At 59.5% G+C, this 20,908-nt stretch carries 29 protein-coding genes; 6 read left to right on the top strand and 23 right to left on the bottom strand.

The genetic code is table 11. The features are described from left to right. Positions 1–18 precede the first annotated feature (18 nt). From rpsH to DQG19_RS05800, 21 genes are all read right to left on the bottom strand, one after another. On the bottom strand, positions 19–429 hold the full coding sequence (rpsH, locus tag DQG19_RS05700) for a 30S ribosomal protein S8 (protein WP_116125280.1): 411 nt from the start codon (positions 427–429) through the stop codon (positions 19–21). Between the two features lie 111 nt (positions 430–540). Continuing rightward, on the bottom strand, positions 541–810 hold the full coding sequence (gene rpsN, locus DQG19_RS05705) for a 30S ribosomal protein S14 (RefSeq protein WP_099106019.1): 270 nt from the start codon (positions 808–810) through the stop codon (positions 541–543). Then, entirely contained in the window at positions 810–1,373 is a 564-nt protein-coding gene (rplE, locus tag DQG19_RS05710; RefSeq protein ID WP_116125281.1) for a 50S ribosomal protein L5, read from the bottom strand. The genes rpsN and rplE overlap by 1 nt, the downstream gene beginning before the upstream one ends. After that, complete coding sequence (gene rplX, locus DQG19_RS05715) at positions 1,373–1,741, bottom strand: 50S ribosomal protein L24 (RefSeq protein WP_116125282.1); 369 nt, start codon at positions 1,739–1,741, stop codon at positions 1,373–1,375. The genes rplE and rplX overlap by 1 nt, the downstream gene beginning before the upstream one ends. Positions 1,742–1,753: 12 nt before the next feature. Further along, positions 1,754–2,122, bottom strand: coding sequence for a 50S ribosomal protein L14 (gene rplN, locus DQG19_RS05720; RefSeq protein ID WP_099106022.1), 369 nt, complete (start codon positions 2,120–2,122; stop codon positions 1,754–1,756). 32 nt (positions 2,123–2,154) lie between these two features. Continuing rightward, a complete protein-coding gene (gene rpsQ, locus DQG19_RS21165) occupies positions 2,155–2,418 on the bottom strand; it encodes a 30S ribosomal protein S17 (protein ID WP_410503619.1) in 264 nt (87 codons plus the stop codon). A gap of 221 nt (positions 2,419–2,639) precedes the next feature. After that, on the bottom strand, positions 2,640–2,900 hold the full coding sequence (gene rpmC, locus DQG19_RS05730) for a 50S ribosomal protein L29 (RefSeq protein WP_116125283.1): 261 nt from the start codon (positions 2,898–2,900) through the stop codon (positions 2,640–2,642). Between the two features lie 66 nt (positions 2,901–2,966). Then, complete coding sequence (gene rplP / locus DQG19_RS05735) at positions 2,967–3,386, bottom strand: 50S ribosomal protein L16 (RefSeq protein ID WP_116125284.1); 420 nt, start codon at positions 3,384–3,386, stop codon at positions 2,967–2,969. 285 nt (positions 3,387–3,671) lie between these two features. Then, positions 3,672–4,418, bottom strand: a complete 747-nt coding sequence (gene rpsC, locus DQG19_RS05740; protein ID WP_116125285.1) for a 30S ribosomal protein S3 — start codon at positions 4,416–4,418, stop codon at positions 3,672–3,674. A 6-nt stretch (positions 4,419–4,424) separates the two neighbouring features. Continuing rightward, on the bottom strand, positions 4,425–4,823 hold the full coding sequence (gene rplV / locus DQG19_RS05745) for a 50S ribosomal protein L22 (protein WP_116125286.1): 399 nt from the start codon (positions 4,821–4,823) through the stop codon (positions 4,425–4,427). Between the two features lie 162 nt (positions 4,824–4,985). Then, entirely contained in the window at positions 4,986–5,252 is a 267-nt protein-coding gene (gene rpsS / locus DQG19_RS05750) for a 30S ribosomal protein S19 (RefSeq protein WP_099106028.1), read from the bottom strand. 3 nt (positions 5,253–5,255) lie between these two features. After that, a complete protein-coding gene (rplB, locus tag DQG19_RS05755; RefSeq protein ID WP_116125287.1) occupies positions 5,256–6,092 on the bottom strand; it encodes a 50S ribosomal protein L2 in 837 nt (278 codons plus the stop codon). 87 nt (positions 6,093–6,179) lie between these two features. Next, a complete protein-coding gene (rplW, locus tag DQG19_RS05760; RefSeq protein ID WP_116125288.1) occupies positions 6,180–6,476 on the bottom strand; it encodes a 50S ribosomal protein L23 in 297 nt (98 codons plus the stop codon). After that, entirely contained in the window at positions 6,469–7,122 is a 654-nt protein-coding gene (gene rplD, locus DQG19_RS05765; RefSeq protein ID WP_116125289.1) for a 50S ribosomal protein L4, read from the bottom strand. Before rplD ends, rplW begins: the two co-directional genes overlap by 8 nt. Positions 7,123–7,148: 26 nt before the next feature. Further along, on the bottom strand, positions 7,149–7,769 hold the full coding sequence (gene rplC, locus DQG19_RS05770) for a 50S ribosomal protein L3 (RefSeq protein ID WP_116125290.1): 621 nt from the start codon (positions 7,767–7,769) through the stop codon (positions 7,149–7,151). Between the two features lie 127 nt (positions 7,770–7,896). Next, positions 7,897–8,205, bottom strand: coding sequence for a 30S ribosomal protein S10 (rpsJ, locus tag DQG19_RS05775; RefSeq protein ID WP_099106033.1), 309 nt, complete (start codon positions 8,203–8,205; stop codon positions 7,897–7,899). A gap of 138 nt (positions 8,206–8,343) precedes the next feature. Beyond that, positions 8,344–10,476 (bottom strand): elongation factor G, encoded by a 2,133-nt coding sequence (gene fusA / locus DQG19_RS05780; protein ID WP_116125291.1) that lies wholly within the window; start codon positions 10,474–10,476, stop codon positions 8,344–8,346. A gap of 49 nt (positions 10,477–10,525) precedes the next feature. Beyond that, positions 10,526–11,002 carry a 30S ribosomal protein S7 gene (gene rpsG, locus DQG19_RS05785; protein WP_116125292.1) on the bottom strand — a complete coding sequence of 159 codons (477 nt, stop codon included), beginning with the start codon at positions 11,000–11,002 and terminating at the stop codon, positions 10,526–10,528. A 72-nt stretch (positions 11,003–11,074) separates the two neighbouring features. Next, positions 11,075–11,449, bottom strand: coding sequence for a 30S ribosomal protein S12 (rpsL, locus tag DQG19_RS05790; protein ID WP_104419864.1), 375 nt, complete (start codon positions 11,447–11,449; stop codon positions 11,075–11,077). A 300-nt stretch (positions 11,450–11,749) separates the two neighbouring features. Beyond that, positions 11,750–12,715, bottom strand: a complete 966-nt coding sequence (gene ftsY, locus DQG19_RS05795) for a signal recognition particle-docking protein FtsY (protein ID WP_116125293.1) — start codon at positions 12,713–12,715, stop codon at positions 11,750–11,752. Positions 12,716–12,747: 32 nt separating this feature from the next. Next, positions 12,748–13,362, bottom strand: a complete 615-nt coding sequence (locus DQG19_RS05800; RefSeq protein WP_157974350.1) for an HAD family hydrolase — start codon at positions 13,360–13,362, stop codon at positions 12,748–12,750. A 178-nt stretch (positions 13,363–13,540) separates the two neighbouring features. Between DQG19_RS05800 and DQG19_RS05805 the strand changes: the two genes are divergently transcribed. Further along, positions 13,541–14,383: an alpha/beta fold hydrolase gene (locus DQG19_RS05805; RefSeq protein ID WP_116125295.1), complete on the top strand. Its 843-nt coding sequence runs from the start codon at positions 13,541–13,543 to the stop codon at positions 14,381–14,383. A gap of 44 nt (positions 14,384–14,427) precedes the next feature. Here the strand turns inward: DQG19_RS05805 and DQG19_RS05810 are convergent, their stop codons facing one another. Both DQG19_RS05810 and atpD read right to left on the bottom strand, forming a co-directional pair. After that, the gene (locus DQG19_RS05810; RefSeq protein ID WP_116125296.1) at positions 14,428–14,739 is read right to left on the bottom strand and encodes a F0F1 ATP synthase subunit epsilon; all 312 of its coding nucleotides are present in this window, start codon (positions 14,737–14,739) and stop codon (positions 14,428–14,430) included. Positions 14,740–14,800: 61 nt separating this feature from the next. Further along, complete coding sequence (gene atpD, locus DQG19_RS05815; protein WP_116125297.1) at positions 14,801–16,315, bottom strand: F0F1 ATP synthase subunit beta; 1,515 nt, start codon at positions 16,313–16,315, stop codon at positions 14,801–14,803. Between the two features lie 216 nt (positions 16,316–16,531). Between atpD and DQG19_RS05820 the strand changes: the two genes are divergently transcribed. The 5 genes from DQG19_RS05820 to DQG19_RS05840 all read left to right on the top strand — a co-directional run bounded on the left by DQG19_RS05820 (position 16,532) and on the right by DQG19_RS05840 (position 20,863). Continuing rightward, complete coding sequence (locus DQG19_RS05820) at positions 16,532–17,101, top strand: HD domain-containing protein (protein ID WP_116125298.1); 570 nt, start codon at positions 16,532–16,534, stop codon at positions 17,099–17,101. A 57-nt stretch (positions 17,102–17,158) separates the two neighbouring features. Continuing rightward, positions 17,159–19,162 carry a heavy metal translocating P-type ATPase gene (locus tag DQG19_RS05825; protein WP_116125299.1) on the top strand — a complete coding sequence of 668 codons (2,004 nt, stop codon included), beginning with the start codon at positions 17,159–17,161 and terminating at the stop codon, positions 19,160–19,162. 377 nt (positions 19,163–19,539) lie between these two features. After that, entirely contained in the window at positions 19,540–20,016 is a 477-nt protein-coding gene (locus DQG19_RS05830) for a DUF6428 family protein (RefSeq protein WP_116125300.1), read from the top strand. A gap of 3 nt (positions 20,017–20,019) precedes the next feature. Continuing rightward, positions 20,020–20,340 (top strand): ArsR/SmtB family transcription factor, encoded by a 321-nt coding sequence (locus DQG19_RS05835; protein WP_116125301.1) that lies wholly within the window; start codon positions 20,020–20,022, stop codon positions 20,338–20,340. A gap of 106 nt (positions 20,341–20,446) precedes the next feature. Continuing rightward, the gene (locus tag DQG19_RS05840; RefSeq protein ID WP_116125302.1) at positions 20,447–20,863 is read left to right on the top strand and encodes an HYC_CC_PP family protein; all 417 of its coding nucleotides are present in this window, start codon (positions 20,447–20,449) and stop codon (positions 20,861–20,863) included. Positions 20,864–20,908: the final 45 nt, after the last annotated feature.

A 20,908-nucleotide genomic window follows, 5' to 3' on the forward strand; every position in this document is an offset into this window, starting at 1 on the left:
CCTGCAGAGGTGGACTATTTAGTATACGTAGGCGAGTACCTCTCCACCGACGTTCTGATCGGTAGCCTGGCGGCCGGTCATGAGACCCTTGCTGGTGGATACGATGGCGATACCAAGCCCGTTGATGACACGGGGCATAGCGTCCGCCTTGGCGTACTGCCGCAGACCGGGCTTCGACACGCGGACGAGCTTGCGGATCACGGGACGCTTGGTTTCACGCTCGTACTTGAGGGCGATGGAAATGGTGCCCTGCTTGCCTTTGCCGGCCTCGTCGTCAAACTTGTACTTCAGGATGAACCCCTGGTCGTACAGAATCTCGGTGAGGCGCTTTTTGGTGCGGGAAGCGGGGACGGTAACTACCCGGTGACCGGCAACCTGTGCGTTGCGGATGCGGGTAAGGTAGTCGGCAATAGGATCAGTAACTGCCATGGAAAAAGTATTGCGCTCCTAGGTTTTCCCGTCAGGGGAACTGCTGGAACTGTAAGGGAATAGTCCGTGAGGACTTAAGAATTGCTCGGGATGCTTCCGCGAAGGGGAGCGTTACCAGGAAGCCTTGCGAACGCCGGGGATCTTGCCGTCAAGTGCCATTTCACGGAACTTTACGCGGCAGAGGCCGAACTTACGCATGTAGCCCTTGGGGCGACCGGTGAGTCCACAACGGTTATGGAGGCGGATGGGGTTGGAGTTGCGGGGGAGCTTATCCAGCTCTTCCCACTCTCCGGCGGCCTTCAGCGCGGCACGCTTCTCGGCGTACTTGGCGACCATGCGCTCCCGCTTACGTTCGCGGGCGATCAGTGATTTACGGGCCATTATTGGTTGTTGTTCTGGTTCTTGAAAGGAAGACCGAGTTCGCGGAGCAGGGCGAGTGCTTCGGCATCGGTCTTGGCACTGGTGACGAAGGTGATATCGAAACCGGTAATGTTGGCTACGTCATCCAGGCTGATCTCGGGGAAGATGATCTGCTCGGATACGCCCATGGTGTAATTACCACGGCCGTCGAAGCTCTTGTCGTTGATACCGCGGAAGTCCCGGACACGGGGCAGGGCGGTAGAGATGAGGCGATCGAGGAAGTCGTACATCTTCTCCCGGCGTAGGGTAACCTTAGCACCGATGGCCATACCGTCGCGCAACTTGAAGTTGGAGACGGATTTCTTGGCCTTCGTGGTGACGGCCTGCTGGCCGGCGACGAGGGTCATTTCCTTCACCGCGTTCTCCACGAGCTTACGATCCTGGGTGCCCTTACCTACGCCCTGGTTGATGGCGATCTTCAGCAGACGGGGGACCTCCATGGGTGACCGGTAACCGAACTGTTCCTGCAGCTTGCTGCGGACTTCGTCGTCGTACTTCTTCTTTAGTCTTGGCGTGTAGCTCATTATGCGATGATGTTATCGTTACGCTTACCGTAGCGCTGGAGCTTTCCGTTGTCATCGCGCTTGCGACCGACGCGGGTCGGCGTCACTTCGTCAACGGAAGGATCTACCAGCATCAGGTTGCTGATGTGGATGGGGGTAGCCTTCTCAACGATTCCTCCGGCAGAGTCCTCGGTGGGCTTTTGGTGCTTCTTGCGCAGGTTTACGCCGTCGACCAGGGCGCGGTTGTCCTCGGGGAAGATCTCGAGTACCTCGCGGGCGGTGGTACGGTCCTTGTAGGCGCCGCTGATCACGACCACCCGATCGCCCTTCTTGATCTTAAGCTTGGGCGTGTGGCGCTTCTGCTTGTCTTTATAGGTCTTGTTAGCCATTGGTGGTTGTGTTTAGAGTACCTCGGGAGCGAGGGATACGATCTTCATATAATCGCGGTCGCGAAGCTCGCGGGCCACGGGGCCGAAAATGCGGGTGCCGCGGGGTTCCTCGGCGGCATTAAGGAGAACTACCGCGTTGTCGTCGAAGCGGATGTACGATCCGTCCTTGCGGCGGATTTCTTTCTTGGTGCGCACCACAACGGCCTTGGAGACGGAGCCTTTCTTGACGTTACCGCCCGGAGAGGCTTCCTTAACGCTGACTACTATCTGGTCACCGATGGTGGCGTAACGGCGCTTCGAGCCGCCCAGTACGCGAATACAGAGCACTTCCTTGGCACCGCTGTTGTCGGCTACGCGCAAACGTGATTCCTGTTGGATCATTTCAACTTTCTTTTACTGCCGTTTACGATTGGTTACTTGGCCTTCTCCAGTACGGAGATGAGGCGCCAGCGCTTACGCCGGCTCAGCGGGCGGCACTCCGTGATGCGGACCAGGTCGCCGATCTGGCATTCGTTGGTCTCATCGTGGGCGATCAGCTTCTTCGTTTTCTTTACGTACTTGCCGTAAATGGGGTGCTGCAGGCGGCGCTCGATGGCGACGGCAATGGTCTTGTCCATCTTATTGCTCACCACGTAGCCCTCCCGGGTCTTACGCAGGTTGCGACCGCCCTTACCCAGTTTGTGGGCCTGGTGGGCCTCATCGGGTGTTGCGGTACTGCTGGTTGCGGAAGCGTCGTCGCCGGTAACGGCGTCTACGACCTGCTCAACGGCATCCGTAGCGGCATCCACAACTGCGTCAGCTGCGTTGGTGACGGTTTCGACGACGCCGCCCTGCTGCTCTTCGGCCTGGGGCTGCTCGTTCTCCGGAGTGTTTTTTTCCTCGTTACTCATCTTGTCAGTTACTTTTTACGGCGGCGGCGGCGAATGTCATCACGCTTGGCAAGCGCTTCCTGGGGAAGGGCTTCCAGTTCACGGCGGCGGAGCTCGGTTTTGATCCGGGCCACGTCGCGGCGAACGGTGCGCAGCTGGAGGGGATTTTCGATACCGTTCACGGTATGGTCGAAGGTCATTTTTTCAAGGCTGGTGGTGCTCTCGTTCAACTGATCCCGGAGGTCAGCGTCGGAAGCATCCCGCAGCTCTAATGTCTTATTACTCGCCATCGGAAATTGATTGTACCGCGCGGCACGCCGGCGGATTTAGCTTAGTAGTTATGGTTGAACGGGAGGTTAGCCCTGGTAATCGACGCGGGTGATCGTCTTGGTGAGTACCGGAAGCTTCTGAGCGGCCAGGCGAAGCGCCTCTTCGGCTACCTCGCGCGTCACCCCGTCGAGTTCGAACAAGACGCGGCCCGGCTGCACCTGAGCGACCCAGTGGTCGAGTGCACCCTTACCCTTACCCATACGTACCTCAAGCGGCTTGCTGGTAATGGGCTTGTCGGGGAAAATGCGGATCCACACCTTACCCTCACGCTTCATGTGGCGGGTCATGGCAATACGGGCAGCTTCGATCTGCCGGTTGGTGATCCGACCGGAATCCAGGCTCTTGAGCCCAAAACTTCCAAAGGAAACCAAGTTACCGCGGCCAGCCAGACCGGTGTTGCGACCTTTCTGCTGCTTGCGGTATTTCGTTCTTTTCGGCTGTAACATGTTACTTTTTTTAAGAGGGCCCTCTTAGAGCGGGGCAAAGGTACGGTTTTCCTGGTGGAATGGGAAACTTCCAGCCAGTTTTCTTCCTAACGCGGAAAGCAAGGCAGCGGCCGGAGGATTCCGGATGCTGCCCTGCTAGTCGGTGGGGAGGAAGACCAGCGCAAAACGCTGTTTTGATGGTCTTCGGTTCGGTTGTTCTCGCCGGAGGCGGTTAAGTCGGCCGAATTACAGTGCGGAGCACGTTTCCGGCGTGGGTATTGTAGTAAGGGATTGTAGCGGGGAAGCCTACCGGCGTCCGCCGCCACCACCACCACCGCGGCGTCCGCCACGGCTGCCGCCGCCGCCGCCACGACGGTCGTCGCGGTCGCCTTTGGTAGCCAGGCCGGCGTTGGGGTTGAGATCGCGCTTGCCGAGGACCTCACCCTTACAGAGCCATACCTTGATGCCGATACGGCCGTAGACGGTATGTGCTTCTTTGTGGGCGTAGTCGATATCGGCACGGAAGGTGTGCAGCGGGGTGCGTCCCTCCTTGTACTCCTCGGTACGGCTCATATCGGAACCGTTAAGGCGACCCGAAATACGGATCTTGATTCCTTCGGCTCCGGCGCGCATGGTCGAGGCGATGCTCGTCTTGATGGCGCGGCGGTAGTTGATACGGGCCTCGATCTGGTTGGCGATGGACTCCGCAACGATGTTGGCATCCATCTCCGGCTTGCGGATCTCGATGATGTTGATCTGGATGTCCTTGTCCGTTAATCGGCGCAGCTCCTCACGGATCTGGTCGATTTCCTTACCGCCCTTACCGATGATGATACCGGGGCGCGAGGTGTGGATGGTGAGCGTGACCCGCTTGAGCGTACGCTCAATGATGATCCGGGCGATGCCGCCCTTGTTGATCCGGGTTTCGAGGTAGGTACGCAGCTTCTCGTCTTCAATGACGTTGGCGGCGTAATCTTTATCAGCGAACCAGTTACTGTCCCAGCCGCGAATGTAACCGAGGCGGTTACCAATTGGATTTGTCTTTTGACCCATGGGTTGTTATTCTTGGACGGTTTCTGGTTCAGTCGCTTCCACTCCCTCGCTGGGCAGGGCAACACTGTTGGATACTTTAATCGTGATGTGGCAGCTGTGCTTCCGGATGCGGTGCGCACGACCGTGGGGGGCCGGACGGAAACGCTTGATCTGGGCGCCGGCGTCGGCATAGATCTCGCTGATCACCAGTTCGAACTCGTCGGCGCTCTGCAGGCCGTCGGTCTTGTACTCCCAGTTGGCGATGGCCGAAAGCAGGTTCTTGCGCAGCCAGATGGCGGCTTCCTGCTTGCTGTACTCCAGAATACCCAGAGCCTCACCTACCCGCTTGCCGCGGATCAGGTCGACGACGAGCCGCATCTTGCGGACCGACATCGGAATGCTATTTAAACTTGCTGTTGCTTCCATTACTTGGATAAAAATTACGAGGGAACGGGTTAGTAAGCCGGGCTCTTGCGGGCGAGGACTTACTCTTCCTTCACTCAGTTTTAAAGTACGGTAGTACTGTAGTCTGGTAGTACGGTAGCCGGAGCGCGCTGCTACCGTACTACTGTACTACCGACTACCGTACTATTTCTTCTTACCGCCGTGTCCGCGGAACGAACGGGTAGGCGCAAACTCACCGAGCTTGTGACCGACCATGTTCTCCGTAACGTAGACGGGGACGTGGGTTTTGCCGTTGTGGACCGCGATCGTCAGGCCGACCATGTCGGGAACGATCATGGAAGCGCGCGACCAGGTCTTGATCATGCCCTTGCGACCGCCCTCCTGCGACTTGACGATCTTGTCGTAAAGCTTGTGGAAAACGTAGGGGCCTTTCTTGAGGGAACGTGCCATAATTTACTTCTTGTTCTTGGTCTTGCGACGGCTGATGATCATTTTGTTGCTTGCCTTGTTGACGTTGCGCGTCTTCTGGCCCTTGGCCATGATGCCGGTACGCGAACGGGGGTGACCTCCCGAGGCGCGACCCTCACCACCACCCATGGGGTGATCGACGGGGTTCATAGCGACACCGCGAACGCGGGGGCGACGACCCAGCCAACGGTTCCGGCCCGCCTTACCGGCAACGGTCAGGGCGTGGTCGGGGTTGGACGTGGCGCCAATAACGGCCTTGCACGTCTTGAGGATACGACGAACCTCTCCGCTGGGCAACTTGACCGAAACGAAGCGTCCTTCCTTACCCATCAGCGTACCGTTGGTACCCGCGGAACGGGCGAGGGCGGCACCCTTACCGGGCTGGAGTTCGATGTTGTGGATCTGGGCACCCAGGGGTACATCTCCCAGCAGCATACAGTTGCCGGTATCGGGGGTAGCGTCGGGACCACTTACGATGGTATCTCCTACGGTCAGTCCCTGGGGGGCAATGATGTAGCGCTTCTCCCCGTCGGTGTACTCGACCAAGGCGATGAAGGCGGTGCGGTTGGGATCGTACTCTATGGTCTTGACCTCGGCACGGATACCGTCTTTTTCGCGGCGGAAATCGACAATACGGTAGCGGCGCTTGTGTCCGCCGCCACGCTGGCGTACGGTCATCTTACCGGTACGGTTACGACCGCCGGTCCGCTTCACGGGGGCCAGCAGGCTCTTTTCCGGCTTATCTCCCGTCAGTTCGGTAAACTTGTTACCTACGTGGAAGCGGGATCCGGCAGATACCGGCTTAAACTTCTTGATTGGCATTATTGCACTGGTTGTCCGGTGAATCTCGGAGCAAAAAGACGGTTACCCAGATCGACCCTGGTCCGCTGCTCCCCACCCACCGGGGTTTTATAATTCGTTATACAAGTCGATCGTTTCTCCCTCAATCAGGGTCACGATGGCTTTCTTGAAGCCCGAAACCCGACCGCGGATGACGCCCGACTTGGTCGATCTGTTTTTGGTCTTGCCCGGCATGTTCATGGTGTTGACCGAGTCTACGGTTACCCCGTAGCGGGCCTCCACGGCGTTACGGACCTGGATCTTGTTGGCGGATTTGTCCACCACGAAGGTGTACTGCTCCTTGCTTTCGCTGAGTAGTTCGGCTTTTTCCGAAACTACCGACTTGATGAGGATATTCTTAGCCATTGGTCGTTGTGGTTTCGAAGGCGGCGAACTGCTCCTTCAGTTTATCAATTGCGCCCTCGGCGATGAGTATGGTTCCGGCCCGCATCACCTCGTAGGTGTTTACGGCTCCGGCACTCACGATGGTGCTGTCGGGCAGGTTACGGCCGCTGCGGAAGACGTTGGCGTCATTCTCGGCGGTGATCAGGAGTACTTTGCCCTCGGTAGCGTTCACCGCACCGAGAAACTTGACAAATTCCTTGGTCTTGGGAGCGTCGAACTTGAGGTCCTCGACCAGCTTGATCTTACCGTCGGCCGCTTTGGCGGAGAAGGCGGAAGCCCGGGCGGTCAGCTTGACGCGCTTGTTGAGCTTGATGCCGTAGGTACGGGGGCGGGGGCCGAAGATGCGTCCACCGCTGCGGAACAGCGGGTTCTTGATGTCGCCCTTACGGGAGCCACCGGTACCCTTCTGCTTGTGCAGTTTCTTGGTGGACCCGGCGATCTCACCGCGTTCCTTAGCCTTGTGGGTACCCTGCCGCTGGGCGGCGAGGTAAGCCTTTACGGCCAGGTAAACGGCGTGCTCGTTGGGCTCGACGCCGAAGATGTTGTCGGGCAGTTCGACCTCACGGCCGGTTTCGGCACCCATTGCGCTATGAACTTGGAGTTTCATGTCTTAGATAGTTTGTGGCGGGTGCCTTACTTGTGAAGAATTACGGTTCCGCCCTTTGGTCCGGGCACGGCGCCCTTCACCAGGATGAGGTTACGGTCGGGGAATACCTTAAGTACCCGGAGGTTCTTGATGGTCACGCGACCACCACCGTCGCGGCCGGCCATCCGCATACCCTTGAATACACGGGCGGGGTAGCTGGCGGCACCGATCGAACCGGGAGCGCGCTGGCGGTTGTGCTGACCGTGGGTGGCGTCGTTGACACCCTTGAAGTTGTGGCGCTTTACTACGCCCTGAAAACCCTTACCCTTGCTGGTTCCGACGGCGGCGCACATGTCGCCTTCCACGAATACCTCGTCGACGGTAACGGTGTCGCCTAGGGCCTTGGTCAGGCTCATGTCGCGAAACTCGATCACGTCGGTTTTGGGGGAGGTGTCGGCCGCTTTGAAGTGGCCGGCCAGCTGCTTGCTGGTCTTCTTTTCCTTGCGTTCGCCGTAGGCCAGCTGCAGGGCGTTGTACTGATCCGTATCGTCAGTCTTTACCTGGGTGACCACACAGGGCCCGGCTTCGATAACCGTACAGGCTACGTTGCGGCCCGCGTCGTCGAAGATGGAGGTCATCCCGACTTTCTTACCAATTATACCGTTCATCGGTGATTATTTGTCCGCCTTCCCCTTCGTGGGGAGCGGGCGGTATGCTCCCGTCCGATCTAGGGAGGGAGCAGTTAAGTAAAAGATTGTCCAACCGCCGCCGTAGCGGCGGGCGAGCGAGCTACGGTTAGGTCAGCTTCACCTGAATGTCTACGCCACTGGGAAGCTCCAGCTTGGCCAGGGCGTCCACCGTCTTCTGGTTGGGCGTATAGATCTCGATGAGGCGCTTGTGCGTGCGCAATTGAAACTGCTCCCGGGATTTCTTATTTACGTGCGGCGAGCGCAGAACGGTGTAAATATCTTTCTCGGTGGGCAGCGGAATCGGGCCGGTCACGATGGCCCCACTGTTCTTTACGGTCTTGACGATCTTCTCCGTGGACTTGTCCACCAGGTTATGATCGTAGGACCGCAGCTTAATGCGAATTTTCTGATTCATGCCAGTTTTGTATTTCAAAAATTGAAGGAGAGAAGGATGGATGGAATGAAGGCCGGGCCGTGCCGATTAACCCCTCATTCCATCAGTTCTCCAATCCATATAATTGCCGGCGTTCCGGCAATGGGGATTTTACGTGATTTAAGCCTCTCCGCGAGCCTTGGCGATGATCTCCTTCGCTACGCCCTGCGGTGCTTCGGCGTAGTGGCTGAAGGTCATGGTGCTGTTGGCGCGTCCGGAGGTAATGGTACGCAGGTCGGTTACGTAACCGAACATCTCACTCAGGGGTACGTCGGCGGTGATCTTGACGGCTCCACCGGTGACGGGGTTCTGTCCTTTCGGCAGGCCACGGCGGCGGTTGAGGTCGCCGATAACGTTACCGGTGTACTCCTCGGGAGAAATGATCACTACGTCCATGATCGGTTCGAGCAGCTTGGGCTGTGCCTGGTTGGCAGCGGCCTTGAAGCCCTCCTTGGCACAAAGCTCGAAGGCGATGGGCTTGGAGTCAACCGTGTGCATGGCACCGTCAAATACGCGGACCTTCATGCTATCGATGGTGTAGCCGGCCAGAACGCCGTTCTTCATCATGGACTTGAATCCGTCGCGAATCGGCTTCTGGTAGTTCTTGTCGATCGAGCCACCAACGATGTCCCAAACGAACTGCAGGGTCTCCTTGCCGCTCTTGAAGTCTTCGCTTTCCAGGAACTCCTCGTCGGCGGGGCCGAGGTCGAAGCTCATATCGGCGAACAGACCCGAACCACCGGACTGCTTCTTGAGGCGCTCACGGTGCGTGACGGTGTTAAAGAGTGCTTCCTTGTAGTTCACCTGCGGGGCGCCTACGTTGGCCTCTACCTTGAACTCGCGCTTGAGGCGGTCCACGATGATCTCGAGGTGCAGCTCACCCATACCGCTGATGACGGTCTGGTTGGTCTCGTCGTCGTACTTGACCTGGAAGGTCGGATCCTCCTCGGCCAATTTGGCCAGGGCCATACCGAGCTTGTCGATGTCCTTCTGCGTCTTAGGCTCCACGGCTACACCGATAACGGGATCGGGGAAGACCATGGATTCCAGCACGATGGGGTGGTCGGCGTCACACAGGGTGTCGCCGGTGCGGATGTCCTTGAAGCCTACGGCGGCGGCGATGTCTCCGGCTTCTACCTTGTCGATGCTCTCCTGCTTGTTGGCGTGCATCTGGTAGAGGCGCGAAATACGCTCCTTGGAGTCGCTGCGGGTATTCTTTACGTAGGAACCGGCATCGAGCTTACCCGAGTAGACGCGCATGAAGGCCAGGCGACCTACGAAGGGGTCGGTAGCGATCTTGAACGCCAGGGCGGCGAAGGGCTCGTTTACGTCGGCCTTGCGGGTCAGTACCTTCTCCTCGTCGTCAGGGTCGGTACCCTTGATAGCGGGTACGTCCAGCGGGCTGGGCAGGTAAGCACAAACGGCGTCGAGAACGGCCTGTACACCCTTGTTTTTGAAGGCGGAACCACACATCATGGGTACGAAGGCGGCGTCGGTAACGGCGTCGCGTACGGCGTTGCGTACTTCCTCGATGCTGATGCTTTCGGGATCCTCGAAGTACTTCTCCAGCAGGCTTTCGTCGTATTCAGCAACGGCTTCGAGCAGCTTCTCGCGCCATTCCTGTACGCTTTCCTCCAGGTCTGCGGGGGTATCGATGACCTCGAAGGTCATACCCATATCGTCCTCGTTCCATACGATGGCCTGCATGGTCACCAGGTCGACGACGCCCTTAAAGCGCTCCTCGGCCCCGATGGGTACCTGCAGGGGGATGGCCTTCGAGCCGAGCTTCTCCTCCACGTCCTTGACGACGGCGAAGAAGTCAGCACCCGAGCGGTCCATCTTGTTGACGAATCCGATCCGGGGGACCTTATAGTTGTTGGCGAGGCGCCAGTTGGTTTCCGACTGCGGCTCTACGCCCGAAACGGCGCAGAACAGGAACACCAGACCGTCGAGCACGCGCAGCGAGCGGTTCACCTCTACGGTGAAGTCCACGTGACCGGGGGTGTCGATGATGTTGAAGACGTAGCTCTGGTCTTTCCAGATCCACTTGGTGTGGGTAGCGGCCGAAGTGATCGTGATACCGCGCTCCTGCTCCTGCTCCATCCAGTCCATGGTAGCGGCACCGTCGTGCACCTCACCGATCTTGTGGGAGATACCGGTGTAGTACAGGATACGTTCGGTAGTGGTGGTCTTGCCCGCGTCGATGTGCGCGGCAATCCCGATGTTACGGGTGTATTTCAGGTCCGTTGCCATGGCAGGGAGGAATTTTAGATTTGAAATTTAAAATTGAACAGTGTCAATTTTACCGCCCGTAGTGGGCGAAAGCGCGGTTGGATTCGGCCATCTTGTGGGTCTCTTCCTTCCGCTTAACGGCCAGTCCTTCGTTGCGGCTGGCGGCGAGCAGCTCGGCGGCGAGTTTCTCGGCAAAGCCCTTGCCGCTGCGCTGGCGCGCGAAACGGATGAGCCACTTCATGCCGATCGACATCTTCCGCTTGCCGCGAATCTCGGTGGGGATCTGGAAGGTCGCACCGCCGATCCGACGGCTGCGTACCTCGACCTGGGGCATGGCGTTGTTCACGGCACGCTTCCAGACTTCGTATTCGTCGATCTCTTCGTTGGCTACCCGCTCCTTGATGATGTCCATGGCACCGTAGAAGACCGCGAACGCGGTGCTCTTCTTGCCGGAGTACATCAGGTTGTTAACGAACTGGGTGACCAGCGTGTCGCCGAAGCGGGGGTCCGGAGTTACGATCCGGAGTTTTGGTTTTCTTTTACGCATAGTTGCTTTACTTCAGATGGCCGGAGCCGGCCGATGGGTGCCTATAAAGAGACAGCCCCTCTTACTGTTTGATTACTTCTTGGGACGCTTGGCACCGTACTTCGAGCGGGCCTGCTTGCGGTTGGCAACGCCAGCCGTATCAAGGGCACCCCGTACGATGGTGTAACGAACACCCGGAAGGTCCTTTACACGACCACCGCGGATCAGCACGATGCTGTGCTCCTGCAGGTTGTGTCCCTCACCCGGGATGTAGGCGATCACCTCGATACCGTTGGTGAGACGCACCTTAGCCACCTTCCGCAGGGCGGAGTTAGGCTTCTTGGGGGTGGTAGTGTATACGCGGGTACAGACACCACGCTTTTGCGGACAGGCGTCAAGGGCACGCGACTTGCTCGATTCCTTGATCTGCTTGCGGCCCTTCCGCACTAATTGATTAATTGTAGGCATACGTTTTCTTTGCTTTACGAACGCTTTTTAAATACCAGAGGCCTACCTCCTGAAAAAGCGAGCACAAAGGTAAGATTTTCTTTTCGGAAAACCTAGGAGATTTCGTACGGGAATACATTTTTCTGGCGGGGACGCGGGTGCGGCGTCTTTCGGCCACCGAAAATGCCGGACGGATTCACGATTTCAGGCCACGGAAACCCGCTTGCGCAGCCTGACGGGCAGGCATAGCACCCGCGCTTGCGCCGGATCGGCCTACTAGTTGTGGGTTGCTCACCCATCATTCCATCAACCCCTCAATCCCTAGAACGTATCTCCAAAGAGGCTGTCCACGAACGCCCGCTTGTTGAAGACCTGCAGGTGCTCGATGCCCTCCCCCACCCCGATGTAGCGGATGGGTACCTGGAACTGGTCGGTGATACCGATAGCTACCCCGCCCTTGGCGGTGCCGTCGAGCTTGGTCAGGGCCAGGGCGTTGACCTCGGTGGCTTCGGTGAAGGCCTTGGCCTGCTCGATGGCGTTCTGGCCGGTGGTGGCATCGAGGACGAGCATGACCTGGTGCGGGGCGCCGGGCATGGCCTTGGTGACGGAGCGCTTGATCTTGCTGAGCTCCTTCATCAGGTTGAACTTGGTATGCAGGCGGCCGGCGGTGTCGATGATGGCGACGTCGCAGTTGTTCTTCTTGGCGAACTGCACGGTTTCGTAGGCTACGGCCGCCGGATCGGTATTCATCCCCTTGCTGTAGAAGTCGCAGCCCACGCGCTCGGCCCAGATGCCGAGCTGGTCCACGGCCGCGGCACGGAAGGTATCGGCGGCGCCCAGGACCACCTTCAGTCCCTGCTGCTTGTACTGGTGGGCCAGTTTACCGATGGTGGTGGTCTTGCCTACCCCGTTGACGCCAACGATCAGGATGATGGCCGGCCGCTCGGTGGTCGGCAGTTCGTAGGAATCGTAGTCCTCGGCGTGCTGTTCGCCGAGCAGGCGGACGATCTCGTCACGCAGGATCTCGTTGAGCTCGCTGGTATTCAGGTAGCGGTCCTCGGCTACGCGCGCCTCGATGCGGTTGATGATCTTGATGGTAGTATCGAGCCCCACGTCGCTGGAAATCAGGACACTCTCCAGCTCGTCGAGTACTTCTTCGTCCACCTGATCCTTGCCGGCAACGGCCCGGCCGATCTTGCTGAAGAAGCCCTGCTTGGTCTTCTCCAGGCCCTTGTCCAGGTCCTCCTTCTTTTCGGGGGTAAAAAACTTCTTGAAGAAACTACTCATGCGTCGGCGGTTTGCAGCCGCAAAGGTAACGCTTAACCCCGGCTTAGGGGTCGGGGCAACCGCAGCCGCGGCGGGCGCGCCAACGGTTGGCCGGACGTAGCATCTCCGGTCTCCCCCACCCCGGGCAGGTGCTCGAGCAGAAAATTGGGCAACTGCAGGAGGGTATCGAGCATGGCATGGTGGGGCGCTACGGCCAGTTCGTGGTAGGCACAGCGGCCGTTGCAGATGGCCAGGTTGAAGTGGACGCGTGCGGCGCAGGCGTGGCGCAGCAGCTCGGGCGTATCGACGGCGGCGAAGCACAGGCCCGGCGTAGACAGGCCGGCGTTCTCCTGCGCCAGCCGCACGGGATTATCCTTACGGTGCTGGTGAGTGATGATCTCCTGTACGGTACCGTCCTCATCTACGCTCCACCCCAGTCGTTCGAGCAGGAGGAGGGTGCGGCTGCGGTTGTAGTCACTCAAGAGGCAGATCCGTACCCCGCGGCGGCGCAGCCAACTGAAGGTAGCTTCCACACCGGGCATTTTTTCCAGCGCGGCCGTGGACAGGTAGTTCTGCATGCCTTTCTGCACGCTGACGCACAGATCGTTCAGATGAAAAACGGCAAGTTGCAGGTGGCGGTCGTTCATACGCCGGGGCAGATAGGTCACGAGTAAACTGTTAATAGCGACTAATGCAATGGATAGCAGGTAATTACAACCGTTAAATTAGGCTACTAGGTGCAACGGCGCGCCAGAAAACCGATCATTTAATGATAGCTTAATACTGAGGTAAGCTAGCAGGCCAATACCTTACAAACCCTTAACTCGAGTCACACGTTAATCACCCATGGAGCAAAACGTCCGCGCGGCAGGTATCCTGCACCACACGATCTACCGGCAGGAAGGGCCCGCGGAGTGGATGGTATTTATCCACGGGGCCGGGGGCAGCTCCATTACCTGGAAGCACCAGGTCAAGGCTTTCCGCCCCTTCTTCAACCTGTTGCTGATCGACATGCGCGATCACGGGTACAGCAAGGACCTCGAGCCCGAATACAGTAGCTACGACTTTGACATCGTGACCGACGACGTGCTCCGCACCATCGACCACGTGGGGGTGACGCGGGCTCACTTTCTTTCGCTGTCCCTCGGCAGTATCGTGCTGCAGCGCCTTTACGACCGGCGGCCAGAGCTCATCGAATCGATGATCATGGCCGGCGGGGTATTCAAGGCCGACTGGAAGATCCGGCTGTTCGCCCACAGCGGAAAATTCCTGAGCTACTTCGTGCCCTTCCGCTGGATCTACGACACCTTTATCCTTATCGTACTGCCGCGCGATAATCACGCCCCCAGTCGCCGGCTCTACCGCCTGCAATCCAAGAAACTGACCCCCACGGAATTCCTGAAGTGGCTGGGGCTGTACCGGGACTTCTTCTCGATCGTCAAGCGGTTCTACCGCCGCAAGCTGCGCACCTCCAGCCTCATCGTGATGGGTGGGCAGGACCACGTCTTTCTCGAGGCCGCTCAGCGGTTCGCTACCAAACAGGCCCACCATGCCCAACTGGTGGTACTGGAGGGCTGCGGTCACCTATGCAATCTGGAGGAGGTACAACGCTTCAACGAGGCCGTGCTGTCCTTTCTTGGCAAGCCGGTAGATAGCACGCGGCCGCGGGGCAGCGCCGTAGGGGGTTAAGCGATAGTATAGATAGGGGCCGGAAACGGTCCGGCGAGACGGTGCTAGCGCATGTTGCGCGCACCCTGCACGAGCAGGTTCACTTCGTTATTAAGCACCTCCACGAAACCGCGGTCGATACTGAACGTAAGGTGACGGTTTGGCGTGGAGTCCTTGGACATGCCACTCTTGTCTTCGTCGTAGTAGTTGTATTCACCGCTGCCGGTGACCATCGTGACCCGACCGGCCGTGAGGCTAGAGACGAGCGGCGCGTGGTTGTCGAGCAGCTGGAAGCTTCCGTCGGCACCGGGCAGGCCCACCTTGGAGACGTTGCCGGTAAAGATGGTGCGGTCGGGAGTCAGGACGGAGATCTTCATGGTACCGGGGGTTTGTCGCCGGGGGGCTACCACTGATCGGCTTCCCCCCGGCTAACGTGATTTACGCGTTGGCGGCCAGTTGCTTTTCGCCCTTGGCGATGGCATCCTCGATGGTGCCGACCAGGTTGAAAGCATCTTCGGGGTACTTGTCTACCTCGCCGTCGATGATCATGTTGAAGCCTTTGATGGTATCCTTGATGTCAACGAATACGCCCTTGAGGCCGGTGAACTGCTCGGCTACGTGGAAGGGCTGGCTGAGGAAGCGCTGTACGCGGCGGGCGCGGCTTACAACCAGTTTATCCTCCTCGCTCAGTTCGTCAAGGCCGAGAATGGCGATGATGTCCTGCAGCTCGTTGTAGCGGGCCAGGATGTTGATCACGCGCTGGGCCGTATCGTAGTGCTCGTCGCCGATAATGGCAGGATCGAGGATCCGGCTGGTGCTGTCGAGGGGGTCCACGGCGGGATAGATACCCTGGGAAGCGATCTTCCGGTTGAGTACCGTTGTCGCGTCGAGGTGAGCAAAGGTCGTAGCGGGCGCGGGGTCGGTAAGGTCATCCGCGGGCACGTAAACGGCCTGTACGGAGGTGATGGAGCCCCGCTTGGTGGAGGTAATCCGCTCCTGCATCAGGCCCATCTCGGTGGCGAGGGTCGGCTGGTAGCCTACGGCGGAGGGCATCCGGCCGAGGAGGGCCGACACTTCCGAACCCGCCTGGGTGAAGCGGAAGATGTTGTCGACGAAGAACAGGATGTCGCGGCCGCCGGTGGGGTCGCTCAGGTCGCCGTCGCGGTAGTACTCGGCGATGGTGAGGCCGGAGAGGGCCACGCGGGCGCGGGCGCCGGGGGGCTCGTTCATCTGTCCGAAGACGAAGGTGGCCTTGGATTGCTCCAGCTCCTTCATGTCTACCTTGCTCAGGTCCCAGCCGCCGTGCTCCATATCTTCCTTGAAGGCATCGCCGTAGCGGATGATGCCGGCCTCGATCATTTCACGGAGGAGGTCATTTCCCTCACGGGTACGCTCTCCTACCCCGGCGAATACCGAAATACCGTCGTAGCCTTTGGCGATGTTGTTGATCAGCTCCTGGATGAGTACAGTCTTGCCTACACCGGCACCGCCGAACAGTCCGATCTTTCCGCCCTTCGTATAGGGCTCGATCAGGTCGATGACCTTAATACCAGTGAAGAGCGGCTCACGGTCGGTGGCCAGGTTTTCGAACATGGGTGCCTCGGCGTGGATCGGCCGGGCGTTTGCGCCCTTGGGCACCGGGGCCATGCCGTCGATGGGCTCCCCTACCACATTGAAGAGGCGACCTTTGATGGCGGTACCGACCGGCATCGCGATCGGGATACCGGTGTCGACTACGTCGACGCCGCGGGTGAGGCCGTCGGTGGCATCCATGGCGATCGTGCGTACGCCGTCCTCGCCCAGGTGCTGCTGCACCTCGAGCACCAGGATTTCGCCGTTGGCGCGGGTGATTTCGAGGGCGTTGAGGATGGCGGGCAGCGTGGCGCCTTCGGTGGCGAAGGATACGTCTACGACGGGTCCGATTACCTGCTTGACTTTACCGATATTGGCCATGTGTCTGAGCTTCTTAGTAAGGGAAGGGGGTTACAATTGAGGCGCAAAAGTAAGCAATGAAATTCAAACTCACCAGCGCAGCGGGAAAATGGGGACCGACCGCGGCGGATGTTCCGCGCTATCGGGCAGAAAATACGACATATAAGTAATCTTTGGTACATTTAGTCGCCGCAACCGGTGCTCCGTGGCTCGCATGCAAATCTCCTACCGCCCACTATGAATCCCCACCACAGGACCATCCTTTACCGCGCCGGCCGGTACGTCACCCAGCTATTAATTCACCAGTTGCCCAAGGACCGGGTTTTCCACAACCTTCATCACACCATCAACGTGATGCAGGGTGCCCTCAAGATCGGAAAGGAGGAGGGTCTGAGCGAGGAAGACCTAGAGATCGTGATGCTGGCGGCTTGGTTTCACGATACCGGGCACATCCGTACCTACACCGGCCACGAGCAGGTAAGCATGGAGATCGCCCGTGACTGGCTGGAGGAGGAGGGGTACCCACCGGACCGTATCCAGCGGGTCCTCCGTTGTATCGAGGTTACTACTATGCCCCAGCGGCCGGAAGCGACGATCGAGAACGTGATGTGCGACGCCGACCTCTACCACCTCTCGTTCAATACCTACGACCACTACCAGGAAATGCTGCGGGAAGAATGGCGGCGCGAACTGGGTATCGAGGTCAACGACGACGACTGGAACAAGCAGAACGCGGCCTTCCTCAGCAGCCACGAATACTTCACCGAATACGGGAAGGCGGTACTGGAGTGCCGCAAGAGTATCTGACCGCAAGCGATCATCCCGACACCTGCCCCGTTATACGTCGGACCGCTTACCTACTTTATGGCTACTACTCCCCCACCCCCCGCCACTGCAGCTCCCGACGAAGCAACCGGTCACGGTCATGATCACAGCCACGGCATTTTAGGGGAACGCACCGAACTGTACTTCGCCATAGCCAGTGGAGTCTTCTGGACGGTGGGTATGCTCCTTAGCTGGCTGACCGACCTTCCCGAACCGATCGGCATAGGCTTGTTCGTGGCGGCCATTCTCTTTGGTGGCTACTACGCGACCCTGGAGGCTTACGAGGGGGTTACGTCGGGACGCTTCGAAATCGATTTTCTCATGATCGTGGCCGCGGCGGGCGCGGCGGCCCTCGGCAAGTGGGGGGAAGCCGCACTGCTGCTGTTCCTCTTTAGCCTGGGCCATGCCCTGGAGCACTACGCCATGGCGCGGGCGCGGAAGTCTATCTCCGCGCTGGCGGAGCTCGCTCCCGCTACGGCACTGTTGCGCGACACCTCCGGCGGCACGCGGGAGGTGGACGTCGAGGAACTGGTGGTTGGCGATACCGTCGTGGTCAAGCCTAATTCGAAAATTCCCGCGGACGGAGTCGTCATCAGCGGAAGCAGCGCCGTGGACCAATCGGCCATTACCGGGGAGAGCGTGCCGGTAGAAAAGCTGGCCGTACCGGATGTCTCCCAGAAATACGACCTGGCGTCCCTGGCCGCCGAGCACCGCACCTTCGCCGGGACGGTCAACGGCAGCTCCGTGCTGGAGGTCCGCGTCCTCAAACCCGCAAAGGACAGCACCCTGGCGCGCCTGGTCACCCTGGTGCAGGAGGCCGAGGGACAAAAGTCGCCCACCCAGCAGCTGACGAACAAGTTTGAGCGCTACTACGTGCCGGCCGTACTCATCCTCGTGGGAATACTGCTGCTGGCCTTCCTGGTACTGGACGAGACCTTCGGACAAAGTTTCTACCGGGCCATGGCGGTACTGGTGGCCGCATCGCCCTGCGCCCTGGCCATCTCCACCCCGAGTGCCGTCCTCGCCGGGGTCGCCCGGGCGGCCCAGAAGGGCGTGCTCGTCAAGGGCGGCCGCCCCCTCGAAGACCTCGGAGGGCTCAGCGCCATCGCGTTCGACAAAACCGGTACCCTCACCGAGGGCAAGCCCCGCCTGACCACCGTGCTGCCGGCCGAAGGCGTTTCCCGGCGCGAGCTGCTCGCCACCGCCGTGGCCGTGGAGGAGCTCAGCGACCACCCACTGGCCACGGCTATTGTCGAAGGGGGAATGAAAGAGCTCGACACCATAGAGAGGAAAGCGACCGGCTTGGAAGCCCTCACGGCCCGGGGCATCCGGGCGGAGTACAACGGCCAAACCGTCCATATCGGCAACCGGCGCCTGCTGCGCGAGGTGACCGGCCAGGACGTGCCCGAAGCTATTAACAGCCAAATGACCGAACTGGAAACCACCGGTCATACCGCCATGATCGTCTACGCCGGCGACCACTACCTGGGCGTGATTTCAGTGATGGACGTGGCCCGCGATACCGCCAAACCAACCCTGTCGGCCCTGCGTGAACTGGGCATCAAACGCATGATCATGCTCACCGGCGACAACCAGCGAGTAGCGGATGCCGTAGCCCAGGATATTGGCATCACCGACCCCCTAGGCAGCCTTCTGCCCGAGGACAAGGTCGCCGCCATAAAGCGCCTCAAGCAGGAGGAGGGCCGCGTGGCGATGATCGGCGACGGCGTCAACGATGCGCCCGCCATGGCCAGCAGTACGGTGGGCGTGGCCATGGGGGCCGCCGGCTCCGACGTAGCCCTGGAAACGGCCGACGTGGCCCTCATGGCCGACCGCCTCGACAACCTGCCTTTCGCTATCGGCCTTAGTCGCGCCGCCCGCCGCATCATCCGCCAGAACCTGTGGATCAGCCTGGGGGTAGTGGCTATCCTGGTTCCCCTTACGCTACTCGGTATTGCTAACCTGGGGCCGGCGGTGATCGCCCATGAGGGATCTACTATGGTGGTGGTGCTGAATGCGCTGCGGTTGCTGGCGTATAAGTAGGGTTGCTGGCCTGCGGCGCGGTCAAGGGTTTACCACAAAGGACGCAGATGGGCGCAAAGTTTTCGCGGAGGTAGTGATGGTGCCTGGCCTGCGGCCTTTTCTTTTGTTTTACACAGATTCTCACAGATTGGATGCACAGATTCTCACAGATTTGCGGCGGTGCCGCATGGACAGGCCACCGGCCCGTCAAGAATCCGTGAAATCCCGAAGCACTGCGGGACAATCCGTGCTAATCTGTGTGCTAGCGAAGCGATCCGTGGGACGCAGGCCATCTGTGTGAAACCAGAGCCGCTAGCAAACAATTCACGCTAAGCAACCTTCAATATAGTAATATTGCTATATTGCGAATCATTACCGACTCCTTTATCCCTCTACCCATGAAATTATCTGACCTGAAATCCTTCCTCGGCCAACGGGAAAACTTTACCATCACCCTACCCGACGGCACCCTGGTCCCCAGCCACTTCCACGTCACCGAAGTGGGTGAGGTAACCAAAAACTTCATCGACTGCGGCGGCACCCGCCGAATGGAGCGCGTAGCCAGCCTGCAACTCTGGAGCGCCGGCGACTACGGCCACCGCCTGGCGCCCGGCAAGCTCATCGGCATCATTGAAACCGGTGAGCGGGAACTCGGGATGGGCAACCTGGAGATCGAAGTCGAGTACCAGGGAGCGTCCACCATTGAGAAGTTTGGCCTGGAAGTATCCGGCGACACACTACAGCTCACCACCAAGCTCACGGACTGCCTCGCCAAGGACAAGTGCGGCGTCCCCCCCGCCAAGAAGACCATCTCCCTCGGTACCTTTACCGCCAAAACCGCCAGCTCCTGCACCCCGGGAAGCGGCTGCTGCTAGACCATGGGCGTCACCAAAACCGAGGCTTACACCGAGCGTCAACTCCGCCGGGCCAACCTCTGCAAGGCCCTCGGCCACCCGGCCCGCATCGCGATCCTCGAGCACCTGCTGGCGGCCGATTGTTGCATCTGCCAGGACCTGACAGGGGTTATCGACCTTTCTCAGCCCACCCTTTCCCGTCACCTGCTGGTATTGCGGGAGGCCGGACTCATCTGCGGAACGGTCAAGGGCAACAGCCGCAGCTACTGCATCGGCCGGGAGCGGTGGGAAATCGCCCGGAAAGAGATGAGCAGCTTCTTTGGTGAACTGTCGGCCTGCAAATAGACGCACAGGGGGGGCAACCTCCGCACCCCTCCGCGCCAGCCTCTACTTACCTCTCCGCAAAACGAAACACCCAATTAAATTGTATCCAATTCGTTAGCTTAGGACCGTGAATCGCATTCTTCCCCTCTTTCTTGCCCTGATCATGCTCGTCGGCTCCGTCGGCGTGACGGTCAACCGGCATTTCTGCATGGGGGAACTGAAGTCGCTGACGCTCTTCGGGAAGACGGAAACCTGCGAGATGGACCGGCCCGCCCCCGCGGCCTGTCCCATGCACGCCACCGCAACCAAGAAAAAGGGTTGCTGCGACGACGAGCACGAGTTCGTCAAGTGGGACGACGACCGCCAGGCCGCCGAGTATGCTCCCCTGCCGCCATTGGCCTGGACGTTGCCGAACCCACCGGCAGCGAATTTCCCCGACGTACCCCTGCACCTGCGGGCGCGCCGGAATAAGCGCTTCGAAAATTACCGACCGCCTCCGCTGTTGATCGATGTACCGATCCACTGGCAGGTCTTCCGCTTGTAGCTCTGCTTATCACTTCATTTACCTCTGCCGCGCCGCGGCAGGGGC

This window comes from Lewinella sp. IMCC34183 (assembly GCF_003390915.1).
Taxonomy (GTDB): domain Bacteria; phylum Bacteroidota; class Bacteroidia; order Chitinophagales; family Saprospiraceae; genus Neolewinella.